Origin of the sequence: Acinetobacter sp. AOR34_HL (assembly GCF_027854795.1) — a bacterium.
GTDB lineage: Bacteria > Pseudomonadota > Gammaproteobacteria > Pseudomonadales > Moraxellaceae > Acinetobacter > Acinetobacter junii.
Map to the genome: position 1 here is coordinate 1 of NZ_JAKTID010000039.1, position 21,944 is coordinate 21,944.

Genomic DNA, 21,944 nt, shown 5'->3' on the forward strand with positions numbered 1-21,944 from the left:
AATTTTACTATTCGCTATGCCTCGTACCATGCTGACAGATCAACACTGGCAAAAGTTGAAAACTATTTTGCGTAATTTATCTATTCATCACAACTCAAATTTACGTAATTTTATTGAAGCTATTCTCTATAGAATTAGAACAGGCTGTCCGTGGCGAGATATTCCTTCCTATTTCGGTCAATCAAACTCTATTTTCAAACGTTTTAATCGTTGGTCAAGCAGCGGTAAGTTGCTTAGATTATTCAAATTATTAGCATCATGCCCCGATATGGAGTGGATTTTTATTGATGGCTCTCACGTACGTGCTCATCAACATTCTGCCGGTATAGCGAATCAATCCATTTCTAAAAGTGTAGGAGGAAACTCCTCAAAAATACATTTGATTGTTGATTCACATGGCAATCCTATTGATTTCATGATTACCGATGGCACTACACATGACATCAAAGTTGCACCTGATTTAATAGCAACATTAGATTTAAAAGAGACAGAAGTGGTATGCGCAGATAAAGGCTATGATTCAGAACCACTGCGTGAGCAGATCAGAAAAACAGGAACAAAAGCGAATATACCAAAGAAAATAAATAGCCAATCGAACAATGATCATATGGACTGGTATTTATATAAAATCAGGCATTTAGTTGAAAATATGTTTTGTAGATTAAAACAATTTAGAGGGATAGCTACTCGATATGACAAGCTCAAAAGAAATTATCAAAGTGCTGTTGCCTTAGCCTGTATATTTTTATGGCTACCTTTATAGGTTTAATTATGAACAGTAAATGTCAACAGACCCTAATTATAAGCAGCCATACTTTATGATTGAAAATGAGTTGTTTTCTAAGAGAAACTAGAAGCAGCTTAATGTTCTAATAATAAACAAAGGTGGTTAAAACCACCCTTTTCTTCCTTTAATCACTGCATCTGCACAGCGTAAAGCTTCTTGACTTAGCCCCCACAAACGATAATCTCCTGTTGCGGAGGTAATATTAAAATTATGTGTATAAGCAAAACTAAGCTCTCGATCTGAATCACACCAAGCACCAGAACCATTAAAGCCGACATGTCCAAAGCCATGTGGTGCGCGTTTACCCATCGTCAAAATACGATGATAACCTAAACGCCAGTGCATCGGAATTGGCATAACACGATCTCGTGAAGTGGTTTGAATTGTACTTAACTGCTCAAATACACCTGGGCGAATCAGTTGCTGATTATTCCATTGTCCTTTATTTGCAAGCATTGCATAGACTCTAGCAAGGCTATTCGCTGTGAATACGCCATTTGCTGCTGGAATAACAGCTTGCAATCCTTCATCACTATAAAAACTAAAATTCCGCATACCTTTTGGAATCATGGCATCCTGAAAATCTTGCGGGCTTTGACCAGATAATTCTAATAATTTTTCAGACAATGAGGCTTTACGTGGTTGCTTGTCTTTTTTGGAATGAGGTTTAGCTGATGTTGCAGGTTTCGGCCTTTCCAATAAGCGAGCCACTCGACTTAATTCACTAGTCGGAGTTCCAAAATAAGCACCATCTAATTCAAGAGGTTGGACTAGATAACGTTGCATCAACCAACCTAAAGGTTGCTTGGCTGCTTTCTCTATTACACCACCAAGAATCCATCCATAGGTTAATGGTTGATAAGCATAACTTTGTCCTGCTGCAAATCTCGGTGTCGCAGCAGCTACAACATCTAACATATGTTGCCAATCGAGCATTTCTGTTGCGGTCTCGATGAGATTACGAATATCAAATAAACCAGTTTGATGTGAAAGGACATGACGTAAGGTAATATTTTCTTTATTGTTTTGAGCAAACTCAGGCCAATATTTTGCAATTGGCTTATCATAGTCTAATAGACCTTCACTGACCAAGATATGTGCAAGAGTCGCTAGAATCCCTTTTCCCGTTGAATAACACATTGCTAAAGTATCAGCTTGCCAAGCTTCATTTTGTGATTTCTTACCAGTAAAAATATCAACAACTTTTTGACCTTGGAAATACACAACCAAAGCAGCTCCGCCTTCATGGCTTCGAGCATCTTGGAATCGGCTAAATTGAGTCGCTAAATCTTTGAATCGTTCATCAACAGTGCCATGGCAGTTTTCAGTATTGGCAAAAAGAAATTCTTTAATCAAAGCACACATCCTTATAATATTATTTTTAAGAAAATCTCTCCTGCGAACAGAAGAGATAGATCTCAATCAAAATTACATCTTAAATTGCTTTTACAGTCCCAGCGACATGAGGTTTTTTCGATTTCACGTTACGGATCAGGAAATCAGTTTGCTTAGCATCTGTAGCAGTTAAAAATTCAACTGTAGATGGTAAGAACATAGGCAATTTAAACCATACATCCGCTTCATAAGCATCTGGAAGTTGAACGTTCGCCAAAGCTTTTGCTTTACTCCACATCCCGTGTGCAATCGCTTGTTTAAAACCAAATGCTTTTGCTGTAACAGCATGGATATGGATCAAGTTAAAATCGCCAGAAATCATCGCATAACGACGACCAGTATTCTCAGAGATATTCCATTCAGCTTGAGGTTGATATGAAGGTTCTTGAGCTTCTTTAGATTTTTCAGCAGCTTTTTTCTCAACCTTTTGACGAGATAAATAAGTCGTTAAGCTTTCCATCACCACTTCGCTACCTACTTTTGCAGTCGTGATAAAATCAAACTGCAAACCTTTATCATGTGGTTTAAGCTCACCAAATTTGCAAGAAAGCGTAATTTGCTCATTCACACCGATTTTACGAGTTTGTTTAATTTGGTTACGGATATGAACCAAACCCAAAATTGCAAATGGAAATGCTTCACTGGTCATCATATGCATTTGTAAACTTTGAGATAAAACAGCTAAGTAAATTGCTGGCACGAAACCATCATTTTTGAAACCACAAATTTCGTTATAGCTTTCTAAATGTTTCGTATCAATTTTAAGAGTATCAACCACGTATTCAACTTGTGGTAATACTTTTTCGCCTTTTGGCTTTTTAAAGATAAGACCTTGAATAACTTTTGGATAAGCTAAGTAAGGCTTTGGTAATTCACTAAAATGACGAGTATTCATAGTTAACCTTTTGATATTTTTCTATAAAAAAGGGATGCTATCGCACCCCTCTTCAAAACCCTAATGCTTAAGCACCTAGTAAGCTTTGACCACATACACGCACAACATTACCCGTTACGCCTGTTGAACCCGTTGAAGCAAACCATGCAATCGCTTCAGCTACATCGACTGGTTGACCACCTTGGTTCATTGAGTTCATACGACGACCCGCTTCACGAATCGCAAATGGAATCGCAGCTGTCATTTGAGTTTCAATAAAGCCTGGTGCTACAGCATTGATCGTAATACCGTTCTTCAAAGTTGGTGCAGTAAATTTAACCAAGCCAATTACACCTGCTTTAGAAACAGCATAGTTCGTTTGACCTAGGTTACCAGCGATACCACTGATAGATGATACACAAACGATACGACCATTTGCATTTAAACCATCATTAGATAGTAAGTAATCATTAACACGCTCGATAGCAGATAAGTTAATGTTAATCACTAAATCCCAAAGCTCTGGTTTCATGTTTGCCAAAGTTTTGTCACGAGTAATACCTGCATTGTGAACGATGACATCCAAACCACCTTGTTTAGCAGCAGCAGTTTTGATTTTCTCGCCAGCGTCAGCAGCAGTAATATCGATTGCCAATACTGAACCGCCAATTGAACCGGCAACACGCTCAAGATCAGCTTGTTGTTGAGGAACATCTAAGCAAATCACATGTGCGCCATCACGTGCCAATACTTGTGCAATTGCTTCACCGATACCACGGCTTGCACCTGTTACGAGTGCGGTTTTACCCGCAAGTGGCTTAGCCCAATCTAATTTCACTGTTTCTGCTTTAGAAATACGGATCACTTGACCAGATACATAAGCAGAACGTGGTGAAATTAAGAAACGTAAAGTAGACTCTAAGTTTGCTTCAGCACCTTGATCTACATAAACCACTTGAGCAGTGATACCCTTTTTGAACTCTTTACCAACAGACTTCACAAAACCTTCAAGCGCACGTTGAGCAATCGCTTGTTTTACTGTTTTAGCTGTTTCAGGTGTTGTACCAATGACAATTACACGGCCAGAACTTGAGATTTGACGAGCGATTGGATTAAAGAAGTTGTACAACTCTTTTAATTGTTCTGAATTTTGGATACCAGAAGCGTCGAATACAACTGCTTTAAACTTAGATTCTTTATCATCTGCATTCAAAGGACGAAGGTTTAAACCTACTTTTGCAGCAGTTTGTTGTAATTCAACGTTATTGCCTACGTAGCTATCTGCATGGATATTACTAAGAACCTGTGCAATAGAAGCGGAAATCGTACTTGAAGGTGCTGCGCCAAGCAATACGGCACCATTTACAACAGGTTGGCCACTTTCAAAACGATCTAAGCTAACTGGTGACGGTAAACCTAAATTTTTTACAACAAATTTACCCAAAGGTGATTGTGTAAATGCTTGGTATTGATCGGTCATGATTATTATCTCTCATACAAATGAATTTTTTACAAACATCTAAACCATGTCAGCAAAATAACATGAAACCAATGTTTGATTGACTCACAATAAATCATACTTGACTTCATGTCTGGATGTCTTGACCTGAATGTGGTCTAAATCGTCATTCTAGTCAATACAGCAGTATTGGAAATATGCTATGGTTATAGCAAGAATATCGCAATTATGCTTGGAAAAGCCTTATGAGCAAAACAACTCAAGAAAATCCAGCAGTCGAGAATTCTGCTCAAGAGACTGTGTCAAATACATCAAAAGCAACTTCTACTCCAAGTAAAAGTGCTGACGCAACTCCTAAAGCAGCAAGTACGACAACTAAAACGACTCGTCCTCGTTCTACCAGTCGTAGTACAAAAAGCACTGCTTCTTCTACATCTACAAAAGTAGCACCAGCTAAAACAACCAAACCTTCTGTTCAACAGGATAAAAGCATGAGCCAAAACACTGTTCGCCGTGTTGCCATTATTGGCGGTAACCGTATTCCTTTCGCACGTTCAAACGGCGCATATTTCACTGCTTCAAACATGGATATGTTCACCGCGGCATTAAACGGCTTAGTTGAGCGTTTTAACCTACAAGGCCAACGTTTAGGTGAAGTGGTTGCAGGTGCAGTATTAAAACACAGCCGTGACTTCAACATGACTCGTGAGTGTGTTTTAAATACTCAGCTTGCAGCAGAAACTCCAGCTTATGACATTCAACAGGCATGTGGTACTGGCTTACAGGCAGCTTTCCTTGTTGCAAACAAAATTGCTTTGGGTCAAATCGAAGTGGGTATTGCAGGTGGTGTTGATACCACATCTGATGCACCGATTGCATTGGGTGACGGTTTACGTAAAGCTTTGCTTGAGCTGAACATCGCTAAAACAGGTAAAGACCGCCTGAAAGCATTGAAAAAAATCAATGTTAAAGATTTGATGGATGCACCGAAAAATGGTGAGCCCCGTACAGGTCTTTCAATGGGTGACCATCAGGCAATTACTGCTCTTGAGTGGGGCATTAGCCGTGAAGATCAAGATGCTTTAGCAGCTTCTTCTCATCAAAAAATGGCAAAAGCATACGAAGAAGGTTTCTTCGATGACTTAATCACACCATTCTTAGGTTTAAGCCGTGACAACAACTTACGTGCTGACTCAACTGCTGAGAAATTAGCAAAATTAAAACCAGTATTTGGTAATGGCGAAGCTGCAACAATGACAGCGGGTAACTCTACTCCACTTACTGACGGTGCTTCATGCGTACTTTTAGCTTCTGAAGAATGGGCTAAAGCAAATGGTCATGAAGTTCTTGCTTACCTAACTTTCACTGAAACTGCTGCGGTTGATTTCGTTGGTAAAAAAGAAGGCTTATTGATGGCTCCTGCTTATGCAGTTCCACGTATGCTTGAGCGTGCTGGCCTTAAACTTCAAGACTTCGACTACTATGAAATCCACGAAGCGTTTGCATCACAAGTACTTTCTACTTTGAAAGCTTGGGAAGATGAGAAATTCTGTAAAGAGCGTTTAGGTTTAGATGCACCTTTAGGTTCAATTGATCGTAGCAAATTAAACGTTAAAGGTTCTTCTTTAGCTGCGGGTCACCCATTCGCTGCAACTGGTGGTCGTATCATCGCGACTGCTGCGAAAATCTTAAACCAAAAAGGTTCAGGTCGTATCTTAGTTTCGATTTGTGCTGCTGGCGGTCAAGGTGTAACAGCAATTATTGAAAAATAATTGCTAGATTACCCACAAAAAAGCTGAATCATCTGATTCAGCTTTTTTTATACTACTATTCATAAGGACATATTGGCTTATCTTGGTCTTTGAAATTTCACATAATAATCATTCAAAATTTTGATCATTTCTTTAAACTCTTTGAGATTTTCTTCTGTATTCCCCAAACGTTCTACAAAACGTTGCGAATGAATTTCTAAATCAATTTTTTCATTTATCTGTGGACTGATTTCAAACAACTTTGCCAAATCATCAAAGTGATCTAATTTTCGATTTGAAAAATACTCCAGACGAAAACCCAATTCATTCAGTTTTATACTCTTCAATATAGCACCATGCTCCTTATCAAAGGCTAAAGCATGCTCTTTCAAAAACAATTGTTCTGGTGTCTCTTTTGAGCTTTTGAATAAACTAGATAACTGACTAAACATTAGTTGATCACATCACAATATTAACTAAAGTATTTAAGCTGCAAAACAATCATGAGTGCAACAACCAAATGATAAAAAAAGCACCTTCTTGAAGGTGCTTTTTCAATATTTATTGTCCGTACTGTTTCTTTAGATACTCAACAATTTTAGCTGACTCAAACATTTTCACACCCGTGTTCGGATCAACCAAATATGGAACCTGAATATCACGCCCCATGATTTCAACAGTCTTTTCACGCTTACCATTTGGTAGTGGAATATATTTTCCTGGTTTTAAACGTAAAATCGCAGGACCCATATCTTGCCAACGCTCTTTCGGCACATTGTGCAACACATAAGGTAATTCTAATTCACATAATACTTCACGGACTAAACGCGTATACGGACTAGCCTCAAAACTCCATAGCTCTAAAAGCTGCGTTGGCGCTGGGCGATTAATAATTTTCTTATTAATCCAAACACCACGAGCTGCATTTGCAACAGTAGCCAAAGTCGATACATACGGCAATTTAGGATAATGACTATATTTTTTTGGAGTTTGTCCCGTTTTTCCATAATGCTTAAATAAATGATGAATAATGTCTTGTGATTCGTATAACTGATCACCTGTATTTTCATCAATTAAAAATGGAAACTGCTTTTTACCACCTTTTTGCTTTACGATTTGACGGTATTTTTCACCACCTTTCGGACATGGATAGATTTCAACATCCAAATTCAGAAGCGTAATAACTTCACGAACACGTCGGCAAAATGGTGAACCTTCAAATTCATATAGCTTGATTGGTTTTTCAGGCTGATTCGGAAATGGTGTTCCTGACACACCACGCCCACCTTCGATAAGTGTTGCAGCTACTGATTGTAAAACTTTAAACTGATGGCTTATCATTTTAAGCATACTGTTATCCTTTTAGCAGTCGACTAGTTTTTCTTTGGCAATCACAATTCCGTTATTATCTGCATAGATATAATCTCCAGAATTAATGGTCACACCACCAAAATACAATGTGATGTCTACTTCACCTATGCCCTTACGATTACTTTTTTGCGGTATTGCAGCCAATGCATGCACACCCAGGTCTAATTCCGCAATTGCATCGACATCACGTACACAACCGTAAATTACCACCCCATTCCAATGGTTTTTTACAGCCGAATCAGCAATTAAGTCCCCCATCAAAGCACAACGCATTGATGCACCCCCATCAACAACCAAGACTTTACCCGTACCATCGGTCGCTAAAAGTTCTTTAACACGAGAGTTATCTTCATAACATTTAACGGTAACGATCTGACCGCCAAACGTCTTACGTGCGCCGTAGCTCTTAAAAAATTTACCATCCATGCAAGGTGTTACAACTTGCAACTCTTTATCTGGATTATCATCTAATAAGTCACAGGTAACGAAAGGTACTGTTGTCACAAAAGTTCTCCTTTATTGGGTCTGCTGAATCGCTAAATTATCATATAGTTTAAATGCTGCTGTTTGTGTTTGAGCCGCAATCACCATAGTATGCGCCAATTGTTCTGCACTGATAGGCTTATATTTAAACGGCTTAGTCCACGTTTTTTCTACAAGCTTAAACAGTGTTTGCGCTGTATCTTCCAATAAACGAACTTCGCTGCGTTTTCCAATCAACAAAGAAGGCTGAAAGATCGATAACTTATAAATTGACAATTTTTTTAAATAATCTTCTAACTGACCTTTTACCTTATTGTAAAAAATCGGCGAATTAGCATTCGCTCCAAGCGCACTAACAATTAACAGATGAATGTTTTTATCTTGAATTAAATCTGCAAAATGCGCATTAATTTCATAATCAATTGCATAAAATTTATCTTTAGAACCAGCCTGTTTAATCGTACTTCCCAAACAGCTAAAAGCATGGGTAAAACCATTTACATCTTCGTCATTAAGTAATAAAAAATCTTCAAGAACGAACTGCGTCACTTTAGTATAAGCATCTAATTTATCAGTTTTTTTACGAACAACCACCGTGATTGATTCAAAGTCATCAGACGATTGTAATTGTTCAATCAAAGCCAAACCGACTAAACCTGTCGCACCAATAATAATTGCCTTCTTCGCACCTATTTTCATTTTTATTTCGCTCAAGTTATCACTTGGACTAATGTAACGTTTTCTTGCAAGATAATCACCTGTTAAATGTACTTAAAAGTATCACAAGGCTTGACTTCGGGGCTTAGTTTCCTCAAAATATGGCACTTGTTTACGGGCTGGTGAATGTTGCTAATATTTTATTAGTTTTAACTTCAGCCCGCCCAGACCAACTTATTTTCAAGGAGTGCACGAGTGGCAAACTCTGCTCAAGCTAAAAAACGTGCTCGTCAAAACGTTAAAGCACGTAAACACAACGCAAGCTTGCGTTCTATGGTTCGTACTTACATCAAACGTACTGTAAATGCGATCGCTGCTGGTGATTATGCTGTAGCTTCTGAAGCTTACAAAACAGCTGTACCTGTAATCGACCGTATGGCTGACAAAGGCATCATCCACAAAAATAAAGCTGCTCGTCACAAGAGCCGCTTAAACGCTCAAATTAAAGCATTAGCTAACTAATTTGTTGCACATAAAAAAGCCCGATTTTCGGGCTTTTTTATTGTCTCTTGATTTTCAAATTTTATCAAAACAGAAAGAGGCAGATCTACCACCCCTTTCTTTTGTATAAGCTATTCGTTTAATCCAAATACCTTAGTCGTTAATGCTAAATTCTTAGCCGTTAGACCTGAAAGAATCAAACTATTATTAGCAGTTGGAATCGTCCATTTTTGGTTAGCTCCTCCTGTACAACGATAGCGAATTAAGCGTGCACGATTATTCGTCAGATAACCACCCTCCAAATCAAAGCATTGATTAGCCTGCTTAATCGCTTGAGCATTGATGTCGGTAGTCCAAACTTGATTAGTTTGATTGTTACTACAAGGCTGTAAATTAATTACATTGCCCGAAGTAATTGCTAAGCATTGATCTATATATTTTTTGCTGTGAATTTTTCCTAATGCATCGTAAACCCATTTTTCTGAGTCATCGCCTATACAACCCGAAGCACCACTAATAAATGCATTGAATTGACCATTTTCAAGTTTTTCAGCTTTTAAACAATTTGTTCGATTCATTAAACTCATCGCAGAACCCAAATTAAAATCACTTTTCAGTTCTAGCTTATCTAGAAAAGCATGAAAAGCGTTAACTGCATCAGAATTTAGATTCACTAAATCAGAGCGATATACATTCATCCAGCGATTCAAACGATACAGCGTGTTTTGCTGTTGGGTATAACGATTCATTTCGTTCTGCGCTGCAATCGAAAGCTGATCTTTGAATTTTTGATATGAATCGAACAACAATTTATTATCAGCTGACAAATTCACCACGGGTCTTGTAGCATTTTCCAAAAGAGCTTGCTCAAGTACTGGAAGTTCAATTTGTTTTAATGCTGAATACCCAACATTTTTACCAATTTCTGCATAAGGTGAAATTTGTATATTGTTTGCTTGAATCATTATTGTTGAAAGTAAAACTGCTTTCTGATTGGCTTTTCTACAATACAAATTTACTTGCTGTGGTGATTCACTTTGAGCCACATTGATATGGAACTTATTGGCATTACTATTCGTATTCATACGTTGAGGTGCTAGAGCAATATTTTGCTCATTTGATGCGAATCGAATATTTAACCAACAACTTGCCGTAGAATCATTTGGATTGATTTGAGGCGAGTTAAACACATTACCCCAATTCCCTCTTGCGGCTGGATAAATTAAACCCATTTGATTCACAGGATCATATCCACCCAGAATCGTATAAACAGGAACACCGAATAGTCTTGGCTTTAAGTAATTCCCATCAACTGTGTTGTACCAAACATTTCCAGAGTTCGGCACTTTGGGCTGTGCAACTTCCATAGCTCGTGTTGTAGCATTCCACTTTTTATAACCAGTTGGTGAGTTTTTATCCCAGACATAACGATCAAAGGCAGGTTGAATCTTGAGATACGTACTATAGCCTGTGTAATGTGTATATTTTGAAATCGAACTCGCAGTCGAACCGCCAGACATCGCATCCCAACCATAAGCATACTTATTTAAAAAGTTTAGAACGCCATTACTACCATCTCCAAGATTTGTCGATGTCCAATTGAGATTACCACGCATTTTATTTCTAAAGGCGATATATCCCCAGCCACTATCTGCATGATGTGCAGCCTAAAACATATTATTATCCACGGAACCAGGATAATGCCCCAAACCATAGTGATGTCCAATCTCATGACTAAACTCATTACCTACAGAGTCAATCAGTGTTAGCATTCCATTACCACCACTCAAACCATGCGTGACGTCACCATTACTGTATTTACCGCGAGCATGATGTGTAACTACACTTTGTGTCAGTTGAGGTTGTTCTTGACTCGCCATAGAGGCACTGGTAATTCCCCAATTTGCTAGATTAATACCTACCCCAAAAGTTGACTTTGCCGTGTTTTCACGCATATCACCACTATAGACATCTCCAATCGTTACACTGGCAGCATCATAAATTACCCCACTAGCAACCATGACTTTATCGAGTTTTAAATCGTCATATTTGGTGACAATCATTCAAGCAGCTGGAATAGTCTGAAAATAATCTGTTCCTGCTTTTGCTGGTTCTAACAGCATATAGTGACCGTTAGACTGAGGTGGATCGGTAAGTAATCCCAAACGAATATTTTGCACAACTAACTCACCTGGAGCAGCAAAATCAATATCTATCTCTGCTAAGTCACCACTACGATTAGTTAAGGGATCAATAATTCGAATATGCAAACCAGCTTTAACTTCATTCCAATTCAAAGCAGTGCTCCAAGCACGTTTTGAATAGTTCACCTGTGGTCGTCCATCATTATTTGATTGATCAGATGCAGCCAAACGAGACGGATCATCTAAATCTACCGTTCTCAGCAATTGATTGCCCTGATAAATTTCAGCTTTTAAAGATTGAATATTCCCCATCTCGATTAATGGTGTCACCAATAAAAGAGCCTCTTTCTCAGAGGTTAAACGAGGCATGTAATCTTTTTCATTATTTTTTGGATTAACCACATGACTTTGAGCAAATTGAATCATAGCTGAAAAAGCTTCCATTCAAATCATTCCTCAAAGTACGAACTAAACCTAATTTATCGTAATCATAAAAACCAAGAACCGTATCATCGATAACATCTTTTGTTGGCTCAGGGTATTTTTCAGAAAAAGATGGATGAGAATCACCCGCACTTCCTGACCCCATATTACTTTCTGTTGATGAAATACCACCACTTCCGCCGCCACAAGCACTCGCCGCCACAAGCACTTAACATTGCTGCAAGAACAGATAATGACAAATATTTAAGTTTTAAATACATCACATTTCCCCCAATAAACCGTAATAAATTATCAATAAAGATAAGTTTATGATTATTAGTTAATATTAATAAAATCATGCATTTAAAAATAATATCATCTTTACTAAAAGATAAAAAATATGAATTTAGAATATCTTAAAATATCTAAAAGATTTAGTTATCGTGATCTGGTCAGCTCTAAGGGTTAGTTATTTTTCTTTAAAATCTTTAATTAATAATTCTTGTTTTTGACCACGCCAAATCCATTTTAACTTGCTATTTGCAAAATCCTCACCCTCAAACCAAACAAATAATCCCTCCATCATATCTGGCCAGTCTGATTGTTGAATTTCTGTTTGACCTGAAATGACAGCTACAATTGCAGCCAAAATAGTGTCATGACTAACAGCAATACTTAAACCATTTTGATGTGTTGGATGTGTGTGATAAAGCAACTCAAGTACATCAAATACACCTGTAATAGGGTGTTTCATGCCAGGCAAAGCATTATTCACAAAACTGTTGATAAACCCCAATGCACCTTGTTTACGAAAATATGGTGCAGCTTGTTGAATGTCTAATACAAAACTACCTGGCTCAACCAATAATCGCTGTTCAACAATCTCTATCGTATGAGTGTTTTCACCCTTACGTAACTGATCAGCACCTTCAATCATTAAGGCTGCAGTATCAACACATCGTTGGATAGGACTAGAAATACAGTGATGTATGGCTCGATCTGTATTTTGTATGAGATATTGCCCCCAAGCATATGCAAGCTCTCGCCCCTGCTCAGTCAACTGCAAATCATAACCAGCAAATCCCTGCCCATTGACAAGTTCTCGCAATGAATGACGTGTAAATAAGGTGACTGGAGTTGAAGTGTCTGGCAATAAATCCACAGCTTCAAACATACTTTTAGGCAATAAATGTAGCGCCATAATATTTATGTAATATAAAAATTTAACTCACTATAACATGGGTAATATAACTCTCAATCTAAAATCCCAGAATGCTTTAATGCTTCATATGCAATTTTTTTGCAGTACTGATCTTTAAATGCGATAAAGCCACCATTAAGAACAGTTTCTCGCTGATTATACAAAAATGGCTTAGCTTCTAGAGTCAGTAGACCACCGCCAATACTTTCTAATAATGATTGACCTGAACTCGTATCCCATTCCGATGTTGGATGAAACCGTGGATAAATATCTATATCACCTTCAAGCATCATACAAAACTTATAAGCACTACCAGCTTCACGTCGCTCAACAGCACGATGCTTGAGTAATGGTTGAATAAAATTTTGATATTTAGGATTTTTACTGTTGTGACTTAATCCAATTTGGAGAGGCGTATTTAAGTCATGTTCTTCTATTTTGTATTGAAACCATTCATTACGGCTAAAACTGTATTTATAAGGAAGTTGATTGCGATAACCGATATACATGACCTGTTCACAAGGCACTGCAATAATCGCAAAAGTTGTCTGATGGTCTTCGATCAAACTTAAATTAGTGGTGAATTCATCTCGCTCATGTATAAACTCTTTCGTTCCATCTAGTGGATCAAGCATCCAACATTTTTTCCATGACTTCCGCTCAGAATAATCACTCTCTTCCGATAAGACAGGTAATTGCGGCGTTATTGTTGCCAAATGCTTGAGTAGAAAATGATTTACCTTTAAATCAGCTTGAGTCACTGGAGAATCATCACTTTTTTCCTGAATATTAAACTCGCAACCAGCACAATAACTTTGGTATTCTTCCAACAATATTTGACTAGCCTGCGCCATAATTGGAACAAGTTGCATAATCAAGTCATCTTGTGGAGCGAGCGTTTTTATAAACATAGACCAACCTTATGTCATATTCAGATTTACAGCAAAAGCCTATTGCCATGTTCGACATGGATGGCACATTACTCGATTTAGCCTTTGATGATTTTATTTGGAATGAGTGTCTACCTGAACGCCATGCTCAAGTACATCAATGCACTCTAGAACAGAGTAAACAGACACTATTTCAATTTTACCAACAACATAAGCATACACTATCTTGGTATTCTTCTGCTTACTGGACTACAAAAGTTGGAGTCGATGTTTTGCAACTCCAATACGAGCATCGAAATAAAATCAAAGCGCGTTCCGGTTGCTTTGAATTATTAGAACAACTCAAACAAAAGGGCTATCGTTGTTGGTTACTTACTAACGCGGATAAAGCAGGATTACAGCTAAAACTTGAAAATGTTGCACTGAGCCCTTACTTTGAACTTATGATTAGTAGTGAAGAATTAGGATACGCAAAAGAAGATGTTTCTTTTTGGCGTGAACTTCAGCAACTGCATCCATTTGATCCAACGAAAGCAATTTTTATTGATGATACAGTTGCCGTATTGAAAGGCGCAGAAAGTTTTGGAATTTCAAAACTATTTAGCATAGTACAACCATCAAGTAGCAAAGCTGCAAGGAATTCCAATGAACTTCCTTACCCCGCACTTGATGAACTCACTGATTTATTTGATTGTCTAGAAACCCATTTACAGGTAACAGATGCCAAAACAGCATGAACCAGAAAGCATGGAAGCCATGCGAATTGATAAATGGCTTTGGGCTGCTCGTTTCTTCAAAACACGCTCCATCGCAAAAGCAGCCATTGAAGGTGGTAAAGTTCATCACAATAATGAACGCGTCAAAGTATCCAAAGATGTTCGGGTTGGAATGGAACTGACCATTCAACAAGGATTTGACAAGAAAACTGTCATCGTCAAAGCCCTATCGTCTATACGTGGCGGTGCTCCTATGGCTCAGTTACTCTATGAAGAAACAACTGAAAGTATTGAGCGTAGAGAGTTGCATGCATCGCAACGAAAATTGCATAATCTAGCCCGACCTGATCATCGACCAAGCAAAAAAGATCGTCGTGATATCAATCGTTTTAAACAAGAAAATGTTCAATCATGGTCTTATCATGATGAGTAATTTTTTCTAATTTAAGGTGCGTCATCTTGTGTCGTATTGACGCAGGTCAGATGTAGAATAAACAACTAGAATCTGCCACTATACTCAAGTCCCAACAAGTTGAGATTCAATACATCCACTTGGGTTAGTCGTTAAGAATATAAAGTTTTGAGGTTTTGAGATGGATGATAATAAAAGTAAAGCGTTACAAGCTGCGTTAAGCCAGATTGAAAAACAATTTGGCAAAAACACTGTGATGCGCTTAGGTGACAATACTGTACAAGCAGTTGAAGCTGTATCTACAGGGTCATTAACACTAGATATCGCTTTAGGTATTGGTGGATTACCGAAAGGTCGTATTATTGAGATTTATGGTCCTGAATCATCTGGTAAAACAACAATGACATTGCAAGCAATTGCTCAATGTCAAAAAAATGGTGGTACTTGTGCATTCATCGATGCTGAACATGCGCTTGACCCACAATATGCACGCAAATTAGGCGTTGATATTGACAACCTACTAGTCTCTCAACCCGACAATGGTGAACAAGCGCTTGAAATCGCAGATATGCTCGTTCGTTCAGGTGCAATTGATTTAATCGTTGTCGACTCAGTTGCAGCATTAACACCAAAAGCTGAAATTGAAGGCGAAATGGGTGACTCTCATATGGGCTTACAAGCTCGTTTGATGAGCCAAGCATTACGTAAAATCACTGGTAACGCAAAACGCTCTAACTGTATGGTGATCTTCATCAACCAAATTCGTATGAAAATTGGTGTGATGTTTGGTAGTCCAGAAACAACCACAGGTGGTAATGCACTTAAATTCTATGCGTCAGTGCGCTTAGATATCCGTCGTATTGGACAAGTTAAAGAAGGCGATGAAATCGTTGGTTCTGAAACTAAAGTCAAAGTTGTAAAAAACAAAATGGCACCTCCTTTCCGCGAAGCAGTATTCCAAATCATGTACGGTAAAGGAACTAATCAACTAGGTGAATTAGTTGACCTCGCCGTACAACAAGATATTGTTCAAAAAGCGGGTGCATGGTACTCATACCAAGGCAACAAAATCGGACAAGGTAAAAACAACGTAATTCGTTATTTTGAAGAGAATTCGAAAATCGCTGCTGAAATTGAGAAGGTTGTTCGCGAGCAATTACTCACTAAAAACAATCTTGAAGCAGCCCCTACAGAAGATGTAGAAGAACCAGATTTTTTAGAAAGTTAAACTGAAACGCCCTTCGGGGCGTTTTTCTTTCATGAGGATATAAAACTTGTTTAATTATGAGAAAACAGAGAAACCTAAAACACTCACAGGTCAAAGACTTCGTTCTTATGCATTTGCACTCCTGACTCGTCGCGATTATTCGCAAGCTGAACTTATAGCAAAACTAAATCTATATGCGATTAATCCTGATGAAGTTGCAAAACTCGTCGAAGAGCTAGCAGTAAATAACTATCAAAGCGATCAACGTGTTGCTGAGCAAACCTTAGCAAGTCAAATACGCAAAGGGAAAGGTCTACAACGCATAAAACAAGCTTTGAAAGCAAAACAATTAGATGAAGAGCTTATTACAGAAGAGTTAAAAGAAGTTGATTGGTTAGAACAAGCATATCAACTAAAGGTCAAAAAATTTGGTACTGAGGTTTCAAAAGATCAAAAGATCAAGGCAAAACAAATTCGATTTTTGCAGTATAGAGGGTTTGATATGAGTGTAATTATGAAAGCGATTGCTCGAACGAGCGATGAAGAATAATTGGTGGCAACCCTACCAGCAAGACTCCGGCACATCATAGATCTACTACCGTTGCTACCTTCCGGTCCTGGCGGGGTTCATAGAGTACAATTGCGAAGCTACCAGCAGGGCTACCATTGCCTGACAAAGTATAGAGATTTTTATTGGAGTTGCAAGGCTTGTCTCCATTTTTAATTCAGTTTTTGATTCAACTGCTTAAATCAACACCAACTATGTTTTTTGGCTCGTTGAGAACATTATAATTTGTTTAATGTTTATACAAAACAAAACGTATTTTCTCCAAAAGTGCTTGAAGATTGTAAACACGTATTGCATTTAAATGTGTTGCTGTTTTAATGGCTAAATCTAAAAATGTTTGTTTGGTGTGTCTCAAGTAAAAAACAAAGCTTATTCACCCCACAGCTTTATTTTCAACTTTATGGATGAATTTTCATGCTAAAAAAGCATTCTGCAATTTTTATTGCACTACTTAGCAGTACACATTTGTATGCAAATATTCCTATTGAATCTCGTGCGTTAAGCCAACAATTTAATGACAACACAACTTCAGCACCCGTAAGCACAAATCTAAACTGGGATTTGATTCAGAAAAATCAGAAGCTCGAAGAAGAAGTTCGTAGATTACGTGGTCAATTGGAAGAGCATGAAAACTCTATTGAACTATTAAAGAAAGAATTAGCTAATCGATATACAGACTTAGATCAACGCTTAGAACTTTTATCACAAAAAATTGATCCACCTGAAGAAACAACGGAAGCTACAACAGAGTCAACAGCAGAAGCTGCAGCAGCACCAAAATCAGAACCTCCTTCTCCAGCCAATACAATACAACCAGACTCCCCTAAAAACACCACTAATTCAACATCTACACCTGTGGTACAGGCAACACAAAATACTGCAACCACGAATACAACAAACGCTCAAATCGAATTAGAAAAAGCTGCATATACCGTTGCTTTAGATGCTTACAAACAAGGTGGAGCAAAAAAAGCGATCCAACCGATGCAAAACTTTATTAAAAATCATCCGAATGGTATTTATGTTGGAAATGCATATTTTTGGTTAGCTGAATTTTATCTAGCTGTAGAGCCTGTTGACTATAAAGCTGCAAAACAGAATTACAATATCGTGGCTACACGTTATCCAAACTCTGCTAAAGCACCAAGAGCGATTTACCAACTGTATAGCATTGCTAAAGAAGTGGACAAAAATACAGCTCTAGCCAATCAGTATAAAAACAAGCTGATAAGCCAATACCCACAAACAGAAGAAGCAAAATTTATTCAGAAGAAGTAATTTAAAACTTTTACCTATAAAAAAACCAGTTCATTTGAACTGGTTTTTTGCTTAAGTCTTATTTAATCTTTGCTTGTGATTTTAGATACTCAGTATAGTCCTCTAAAATCTGCTGACCACGGAACTGCTGATATAACTTGGTTAACTCATTCAACTGTTCTGGTTGTAAAGCACTTGCGGCATTTGTATTCACCGTAGAGACCGCCACAATTACCAACTCATTAGGTAGTTGAGTCGTTGTAACTGACCACATACCTTCTTTAGTTGGCGCAGGGATACTAAACGCTGCACGTTCGATAGCACGCTTTAAACCTTGTGAACGAGCAAAAGTACCTGCATCCTCAAAAATAATTTTTGACTTTGCAACAACTTGTGCAGCAGGTTGAGTCTTAAATTCAGCTAAAGTTGATGAGATTTTCGCTTGGGCAGCCTTATATGCTTTTTCCTCAATCACCTTAGCTTTTACTTCAGCAGTTGCTTGAGCAAGTGTCTTGACTCCAGCAGCACGATAATCACGCACCTTGATCCAGATCGTATCACCATTTGCTAATTGAATACTTGATGATGCATTGCGATCACCATTTTTTACATCATCATTAAACAACTTTGCTTTTACATTTAAATCGCTTAAATAAGGATTTTGCGTTGTTAAAGTCACACCTTTCGCAGATTCAACACGAACGCCTTTAACTTCTTGAGCCACGGCATCTAATGAATCATTCCCCACAACCATTTCATTTAGACTATTCACTGTATCGCTAAATAAATTGGCTTGTTTTGTTTTCTGCACTTCAGCAATTAAGCGCGGTTTTTCAGCTTCATACGATGGAATATCAATTGCAGGAGCGTTTGCAGCGATAATATGATAACCGTACTGTGTCTTAACTGGTTTAGAAATCTGACCATTCTTCAAAGAATTAACAGCGTTATCAAAGTCTGCTGAAAACACACCAGGAGCATAAGCTTCAACTAAACCACCTTGTGTTTTAGAAGAAGGGTCTTCTGAAAATTGTGCCGCAGCATCAGCAAATGACATACCTGACTGAATTTTAGCGTATACATCGTTTGCCAATTTCTGAGCTGTCGCTGCATCTCTTGAATCCGTTGTAATCAGAATATGTTTAACTTCTCGCTTCACATCTTTCTGTTGTTTATCAACGAATGCTTTATATGCCTGCTGTAACTCAGCTTCAGAAGGAGCTACATTTGCTTGTGGCAATAATGCTGGTGTTAAAACCACATAATCAACATCAACATTAGCAACTTGTTTAAATTGGTTTTTATGCTTGTTGTAATAATCTGCAATTTCTTGATTAGAAACAGTAATACCCTTTTTGTAATCATCTAACTTAATGCTGGCTAAATGCAAAGTACGTTGTTCTGTTTGTAAATTAGCAAGTTGCTGTAAATCAGATTTACTCACCAAAGCATAATCCATCAATGTCGATGAAATCATTTTTAAAGCATGATCTTGACGCAGACTAGCAATCAAGCTTTGATTGGTCATACCAAGAGAGCGTAGATAATTTTCATAGAGCTTTTGTGAAAATTGTCCGTTTTCTTGAAAGCTAGGTTGTTGAGCCAACATTTGCTCAAGTTGCGTATCACTTAGGGAAATCCCTAGTTTTTCTGCTTGTTGTTGTAACAAGCTACGAGCAATCAGTGCATCTAATGCTTTTTCTTGAATAAGAGAGAGGTTCAAAAGAGACTCATCACCCTTTACTAAGGATAAATATTGATCTTTATAATTTTTAGTTGCTGTTTCTAATTCTTTATTAGAAATATCTTGGCCATTTACAGATTTTGCAACATCTGCTTTATTGCCTCCACTAAAATATCCTTCAATACCTACAAGCGCTAAAGGGGTCAAAAACAAAACTAGAAGGACTTTGCCAAGCCAACCCTTAATGAGTGTACGAAAAGATTCCATGAGAATTCCAATATTTTATTTCGGAGCAATTTTAACTGAAAAATAAAAGCGAATGAATGCAGAATAAAGCTCAAATCAACTTTTTCATTCGATAAATAAAAAACGCACCCGAGATGGTGCGTTTATTGATTTAAAAAGATTACGCAACTGAATCTTTCAAACCTTTACCTGGTTTAAAACTTGGTACTTTGCTAGCTTTAATTTGTAGCTCTTCACCAGTTTTAGGATTACGACCAGTACGAGCAGCACGCTCTTTAACACTAAAAGTACCAAAACCGACTAAAGTAACCGTATCACCCTTTTTTAGTGCTTCAGTGATCGATGCAATTGTTGCGTCAAGTGCCTTACCAGCATCCGACTTAGATACTCCCCCTTTTTCAGCAATCGCATCAATTAATTCTGATTTATTCATGATAAAAAATATCCTCTTAATATCGTTTGTTAAGATCCAAGGCTATAGTTTAAAAGGCCATGCCGCCTTTATAGCAATGCTTTAGGGGAGAACGCAATACTAGAAAGGCGTTTTAACCAAAATAAATACTGAAATACGACATAAACGGACGAGCGTCAGGAGTTTTTTTACTTTTTATTCAATTTGGCCTTTAATTGGTTATTTTCTTCAATTAAAGCATCAACTTTGATATGAAGCTGCACCAAAAGCTGTTCAATATGCTGTAGATCTTTAGGAGTAACCAAACCGATTCGATTTAAAGAGTGATTTACACCTGTATCTAAAATTTTTTCTACTTTGTCTTTAGTGTCAGTCACAGACTCTTTTGCCTTCTCAGTGACTTTCCCAACGGTGTTATCTGCAAAATCAACAGTTTTTGACTCAAGCTCTTCACCAACTTTTACAAGCGAGTCAAATAATTTATTTCCTTCTTCTTCAGCTCGTGAAAATGCACCTAAACCTGCCAGCCAAATTTGTTGTGTATATTTTTTGAAATCCAAAGCAGATTTTTTAGAACTCTTTGATTTTAATTTGGTTTTCACCTCGGCTTCTTCACCTGAATTTTCAAGGTTAGTGTTATCCATAGACCAATGCTCCTAAGCACTTTACAAACAGTATGTCGTATTTAACCATAAAAATGTTTTTATAATATCAAAGTTAAGACTTGATCGTTTTAAAAAACTGTTCTACAAAGCTACAAAGTCATGTAAATTAATATTAATCATTGAGCAAGGATGCTCAAGTTTATATGCTTTATGGTTGTATCTATTGACTGGTAAGGAAAAAGAGACTCATGAGTGAAACGCAACAAAGACATAGACATCCTCATTTGTTGCTAAACTTTGTTATCATTGTTTTAGAAACTTTTTTCTCATTTATCCTGACTCATGATTCAGCACTTCGTCTACAGGCGAAACGATTTATTGACCAGCGTGTAACTTTACGCATCAATAGCTATATCCCTTTCTTTGATTTTTATATTCAGTTCACAGACAAAGGATTGCTATTTGATATGCAGTCTTTAGATCGAAAAATTGACCTTGAAATCAATAGTACGCTGATCGATCTTACTAAAATATTTGTGTTTAATAATCAGCGCAGCATTCACAACATGCGACTTTTAGGTGAAACCTCACTTGCCGAAGAGTTTTTAGATTTAGCACCGCATTTGACACTCCCAAGCATATTTGCTAACTGGAAACAGTGGTTTAGTGCATTCGATGATGATGCTGAAACCTTAGCTTCTCAGCAAAGAATTGCACCCTTGCTAGATAAAATTGATCAACAACGTTCTGAAATAAACTCATTACTCGTGGAAGTTAAACAATATCAAAATCGAATCCATAGACTCCAAAAGCGCCAACGCTTGATCAATATCAGCTTTGCTGTATTTAGCTTTATTTTGATTGGTTTTTTTGTATATAATATATGGATACAATAAAAACT

Annotated in this window: 20 protein-coding genes, 1 other RNA gene and 3 pseudogenes; 10 read left to right on the plus strand and 14 right to left on the minus strand. The window is 37.6% G+C overall.

The window, feature by feature from the left end; all coding sequences use genetic code 11:
• The first annotated feature begins 16 nt into the window (after positions 1–16).
• A complete protein-coding gene (locus MKL32_RS06270; protein WP_004912080.1) occupies positions 17–763 on the plus strand; it encodes an IS5 family transposase in 747 nt (248 codons plus the stop codon).
• 126 nt (positions 764–889) lie between these two features.
• Here the strand turns inward: MKL32_RS06270 and MKL32_RS06275 are convergent, their stop codons facing one another.
• The 3 genes from MKL32_RS06275 to MKL32_RS06285 form a co-directional block, all read right to left on the minus strand.
• Positions 890–2,143, minus strand: a complete 1,254-nt coding sequence (locus MKL32_RS06275; RefSeq protein ID WP_270900309.1) for a serine hydrolase domain-containing protein — start codon at positions 2,141–2,143, stop codon at positions 890–892.
• A gap of 79 nt (positions 2,144–2,222) precedes the next feature.
• A complete protein-coding gene (locus MKL32_RS06280) occupies positions 2,223–3,077 on the minus strand; it encodes a MaoC family dehydratase (RefSeq protein ID WP_004962709.1) in 855 nt (284 codons plus the stop codon).
• A gap of 67 nt (positions 3,078–3,144) precedes the next feature.
• On the minus strand, positions 3,145–4,536 hold the full coding sequence (locus MKL32_RS06285) for a 3-oxoacyl-ACP reductase (protein ID WP_270900310.1): 1,392 nt from the start codon (positions 4,534–4,536) through the stop codon (positions 3,145–3,147).
• Between the two features lie 224 nt (positions 4,537–4,760).
• On the opposite strand from MKL32_RS06285, the gene MKL32_RS06290 reads away from it, so the two are divergent.
• Positions 4,761–6,287, plus strand: a complete 1,527-nt coding sequence (locus MKL32_RS06290) for an acetyl-CoA C-acetyltransferase (RefSeq protein ID WP_270900311.1) — start codon at positions 4,761–4,763, stop codon at positions 6,285–6,287.
• Between the two features lie 77 nt (positions 6,288–6,364).
• Here the strand turns inward: MKL32_RS06290 and MKL32_RS06295 are convergent, their stop codons facing one another.
• The 4 genes from MKL32_RS06295 to MKL32_RS06310 all read right to left on the minus strand — a co-directional run bounded on the left by MKL32_RS06295 (position 6,365) and on the right by MKL32_RS06310 (position 8,819).
• Positions 6,365–6,718, minus strand: a complete 354-nt coding sequence (locus tag MKL32_RS06295) for a hypothetical protein (RefSeq protein WP_270900312.1) — start codon at positions 6,716–6,718, stop codon at positions 6,365–6,367.
• Positions 6,719–6,827: 109 nt separating this feature from the next.
• The gene (locus MKL32_RS06300; protein ID WP_270900313.1) at positions 6,828–7,616 is read right to left on the minus strand and encodes a glutathione S-transferase N-terminal domain-containing protein; all 789 of its coding nucleotides are present in this window, start codon (positions 7,614–7,616) and stop codon (positions 6,828–6,830) included.
• Between the two features lie 12 nt (positions 7,617–7,628).
• Entirely contained in the window at positions 7,629–8,141 is a 513-nt protein-coding gene (gene rraA / locus MKL32_RS06305) for a ribonuclease E activity regulator RraA (RefSeq protein WP_004911989.1), read from the minus strand.
• A 12-nt stretch (positions 8,142–8,153) separates the two neighbouring features.
• Entirely contained in the window at positions 8,154–8,819 is a 666-nt protein-coding gene (locus MKL32_RS06310; RefSeq protein WP_004911991.1) for an NAD(P)H-binding protein, read from the minus strand.
• A 213-nt stretch (positions 8,820–9,032) separates the two neighbouring features.
• Between MKL32_RS06310 and rpsT the strand changes: the two genes are divergently transcribed.
• The gene (rpsT, locus tag MKL32_RS06315) at positions 9,033–9,299 is read left to right on the plus strand and encodes a 30S ribosomal protein S20 (protein WP_004639414.1); all 267 of its coding nucleotides are present in this window, start codon (positions 9,033–9,035) and stop codon (positions 9,297–9,299) included.
• Positions 9,300–9,409: 110 nt separating this feature from the next.
• On the opposite strand, the pseudogene MKL32_RS06320 reads toward rpsT, so the two are convergent.
• The 3 genes and pseudogenes from MKL32_RS06320 to MKL32_RS06330 all read right to left on the minus strand — a co-directional run bounded on the left by MKL32_RS06320 (position 9,410) and on the right by MKL32_RS06330 (position 13,957).
• Positions 9,410–12,126 (minus strand): annotated as a pseudogene (locus MKL32_RS06320) (M66 family metalloprotease).
• A gap of 188 nt (positions 12,127–12,314) precedes the next feature.
• The gene (locus tag MKL32_RS06325) at positions 12,315–13,046 is read right to left on the minus strand and encodes a histidine phosphatase family protein (RefSeq protein WP_004912000.1); all 732 of its coding nucleotides are present in this window, start codon (positions 13,044–13,046) and stop codon (positions 12,315–12,317) included.
• Positions 13,047–13,099: 53 nt separating this feature from the next.
• Positions 13,100–13,957 (minus strand): 3'(2'),5'-bisphosphate nucleotidase CysQ family protein, encoded by an 858-nt coding sequence (locus MKL32_RS06330; RefSeq protein WP_005402407.1) that lies wholly within the window; start codon positions 13,955–13,957, stop codon positions 13,100–13,102.
• Positions 13,958–13,968: 11 nt separating this feature from the next.
• On the opposite strand from MKL32_RS06330, the gene MKL32_RS06335 reads away from it, so the two are divergent.
• From MKL32_RS06335 to MKL32_RS06350, 4 genes are all read left to right on the plus strand, one after another.
• Positions 13,969–14,673 carry an HAD-IA family hydrolase gene (locus MKL32_RS06335; protein ID WP_005402406.1) on the plus strand — a complete coding sequence of 235 codons (705 nt, stop codon included), beginning with the start codon at positions 13,969–13,971 and terminating at the stop codon, positions 14,671–14,673.
• Positions 14,657–15,085: an RNA-binding S4 domain-containing protein gene (locus MKL32_RS06340; protein ID WP_004912009.1), complete on the plus strand. Its 429-nt coding sequence runs from the start codon at positions 14,657–14,659 to the stop codon at positions 15,083–15,085. The genes MKL32_RS06335 and MKL32_RS06340 overlap by 17 nt, the downstream gene beginning before the upstream one ends.
• 160 nt (positions 15,086–15,245) lie before the next feature.
• A complete protein-coding gene (gene recA / locus MKL32_RS06345; RefSeq protein WP_270900314.1) occupies positions 15,246–16,292 on the plus strand; it encodes a recombinase RecA in 1,047 nt (348 codons plus the stop codon).
• A 46-nt stretch (positions 16,293–16,338) separates the two neighbouring features.
• Positions 16,339–16,821, plus strand: coding sequence for a regulatory protein RecX (locus MKL32_RS06350; protein WP_005402405.1), 483 nt, complete (start codon positions 16,339–16,341; stop codon positions 16,819–16,821).
• 10 nt (positions 16,822–16,831) lie between these two features.
• On the opposite strand, the gene ffs is transcribed toward MKL32_RS06350, so the two are convergent.
• Positions 16,832–16,928, minus strand: an RNA gene (gene ffs, locus MKL32_RS06355) — signal recognition particle sRNA small type.
• Between the two features lie 325 nt (positions 16,929–17,253).
• Between ffs and MKL32_RS16200 the strand changes: the two are divergent.
• Together MKL32_RS16200 and MKL32_RS16205 are read left to right on the plus strand one after the other, a co-directional pair.
• Positions 17,254–17,578: pseudogene (locus tag MKL32_RS16200) on the plus strand (YbgF trimerization domain-containing protein); the annotation flags it as partial.
• A 119-nt stretch (positions 17,579–17,697) separates the two neighbouring features.
• Positions 17,698–18,117, plus strand: a pseudogene (locus tag MKL32_RS16205) (tetratricopeptide repeat protein); the annotation flags it as partial.
• 58 nt (positions 18,118–18,175) lie between these two features.
• On the opposite strand, the gene MKL32_RS06365 reads toward MKL32_RS16205, so the two are convergent.
• The 3 genes from MKL32_RS06365 to MKL32_RS06375 all read right to left on the minus strand — a co-directional run bounded on the left by MKL32_RS06365 (position 18,176) and on the right by MKL32_RS06375 (position 21,082).
• Positions 18,176–20,047 (minus strand): SurA N-terminal domain-containing protein, encoded by a 1,872-nt coding sequence (locus tag MKL32_RS06365; protein WP_270900315.1) that lies wholly within the window; start codon positions 20,045–20,047, stop codon positions 18,176–18,178.
• Between the two features lie 139 nt (positions 20,048–20,186).
• On the minus strand, positions 20,187–20,459 hold the full coding sequence (locus MKL32_RS06370; protein ID WP_004878739.1) for an HU family DNA-binding protein: 273 nt from the start codon (positions 20,457–20,459) through the stop codon (positions 20,187–20,189).
• Between the two features lie 167 nt (positions 20,460–20,626).
• Entirely contained in the window at positions 20,627–21,082 is a 456-nt protein-coding gene (locus tag MKL32_RS06375) for a phasin family protein (RefSeq protein ID WP_004912022.1), read from the minus strand.
• 209 nt (positions 21,083–21,291) lie between these two features.
• On the opposite strand from MKL32_RS06375, the gene MKL32_RS06380 reads away from it, so the two are divergent.
• The gene (locus MKL32_RS06380; RefSeq protein ID WP_004962757.1) at positions 21,292–21,939 is read left to right on the plus strand and encodes a hypothetical protein; all 648 of its coding nucleotides are present in this window, start codon (positions 21,292–21,294) and stop codon (positions 21,937–21,939) included.
• The last annotated feature ends 5 nt before the right edge of the window (positions 21,940–21,944 follow it).

Excerpts from the sequence above, each read along its gene's own strand:
- MKL32_RS06280 (WP_004962709.1), bottom strand. The coding sequence starts at position 3,077 with ATGAATACTCGTCATTTTAGTGAATTACCAAAGCCTTACTTAGCTTAT.
- MKL32_RS06300 (WP_270900313.1), bottom strand. The coding sequence starts at position 7,616 with ATGCTTAAAATGATAAGCCATCAGTTTAAAGTTTTACAATCAGTAGCT.
- MKL32_RS06365 (WP_270900315.1), bottom strand. The coding sequence starts at position 20,047 with ATGGAATCTTTTCGTACACTCATTAAGGGTTGGCTTGGCAAAGTCCTT.
- MKL32_RS06285 (WP_270900310.1), bottom strand. The coding sequence starts at position 4,536 with ATGACCGATCAATACCAAGCATTTACACAATCACCTTTGGGTAAATTT.
- MKL32_RS06380 (WP_004962757.1), top strand. The coding sequence starts at position 21,292 with ATGAGTGAAACGCAACAAAGACATAGACATCCTCATTTGTTGCTAAAC.
- recA (WP_270900314.1), top strand. The coding sequence starts at position 15,246 with ATGGATGATAATAAAAGTAAAGCGTTACAAGCTGCGTTAAGCCAGATT.
- MKL32_RS06335 (WP_005402406.1), top strand. The coding sequence starts at position 13,969 with ATGTCATATTCAGATTTACAGCAAAAGCCTATTGCCATGTTCGACATG.
- MKL32_RS06295 (WP_270900312.1), bottom strand. The coding sequence starts at position 6,718 with ATGTTTAGTCAGTTATCTAGTTTATTCAAAAGCTCAAAAGAGACACCA.
- MKL32_RS06290 (WP_270900311.1), top strand. The coding sequence starts at position 4,761 with ATGAGCAAAACAACTCAAGAAAATCCAGCAGTCGAGAATTCTGCTCAA.
- MKL32_RS06375 (WP_004912022.1), bottom strand. The coding sequence starts at position 21,082 with ATGGATAACACTAACCTTGAAAATTCAGGTGAAGAAGCCGAGGTGAAA.
- MKL32_RS06325 (WP_004912000.1), bottom strand. The coding sequence starts at position 13,046 with ATGGCGCTACATTTATTGCCTAAAAGTATGTTTGAAGCTGTGGATTTA.
- MKL32_RS06270 (WP_004912080.1), top strand. The coding sequence starts at position 17 with ATGCCTCGTACCATGCTGACAGATCAACACTGGCAAAAGTTGAAAACT.
- MKL32_RS06330 (WP_005402407.1), bottom strand. The coding sequence starts at position 13,957 with ATGTTTATAAAAACGCTCGCTCCACAAGATGACTTGATTATGCAACTT.
- MKL32_RS06310 (WP_004911991.1), bottom strand. The coding sequence starts at position 8,819 with ATGAAAATAGGTGCGAAGAAGGCAATTATTATTGGTGCGACAGGTTTA.
- MKL32_RS06340 (WP_004912009.1), top strand. The coding sequence starts at position 14,657 with ATGCCAAAACAGCATGAACCAGAAAGCATGGAAGCCATGCGAATTGAT.
- MKL32_RS06370 (WP_004878739.1), bottom strand. The coding sequence starts at position 20,459 with ATGAATAAATCAGAATTAATTGATGCGATTGCTGAAAAAGGGGGAGTA.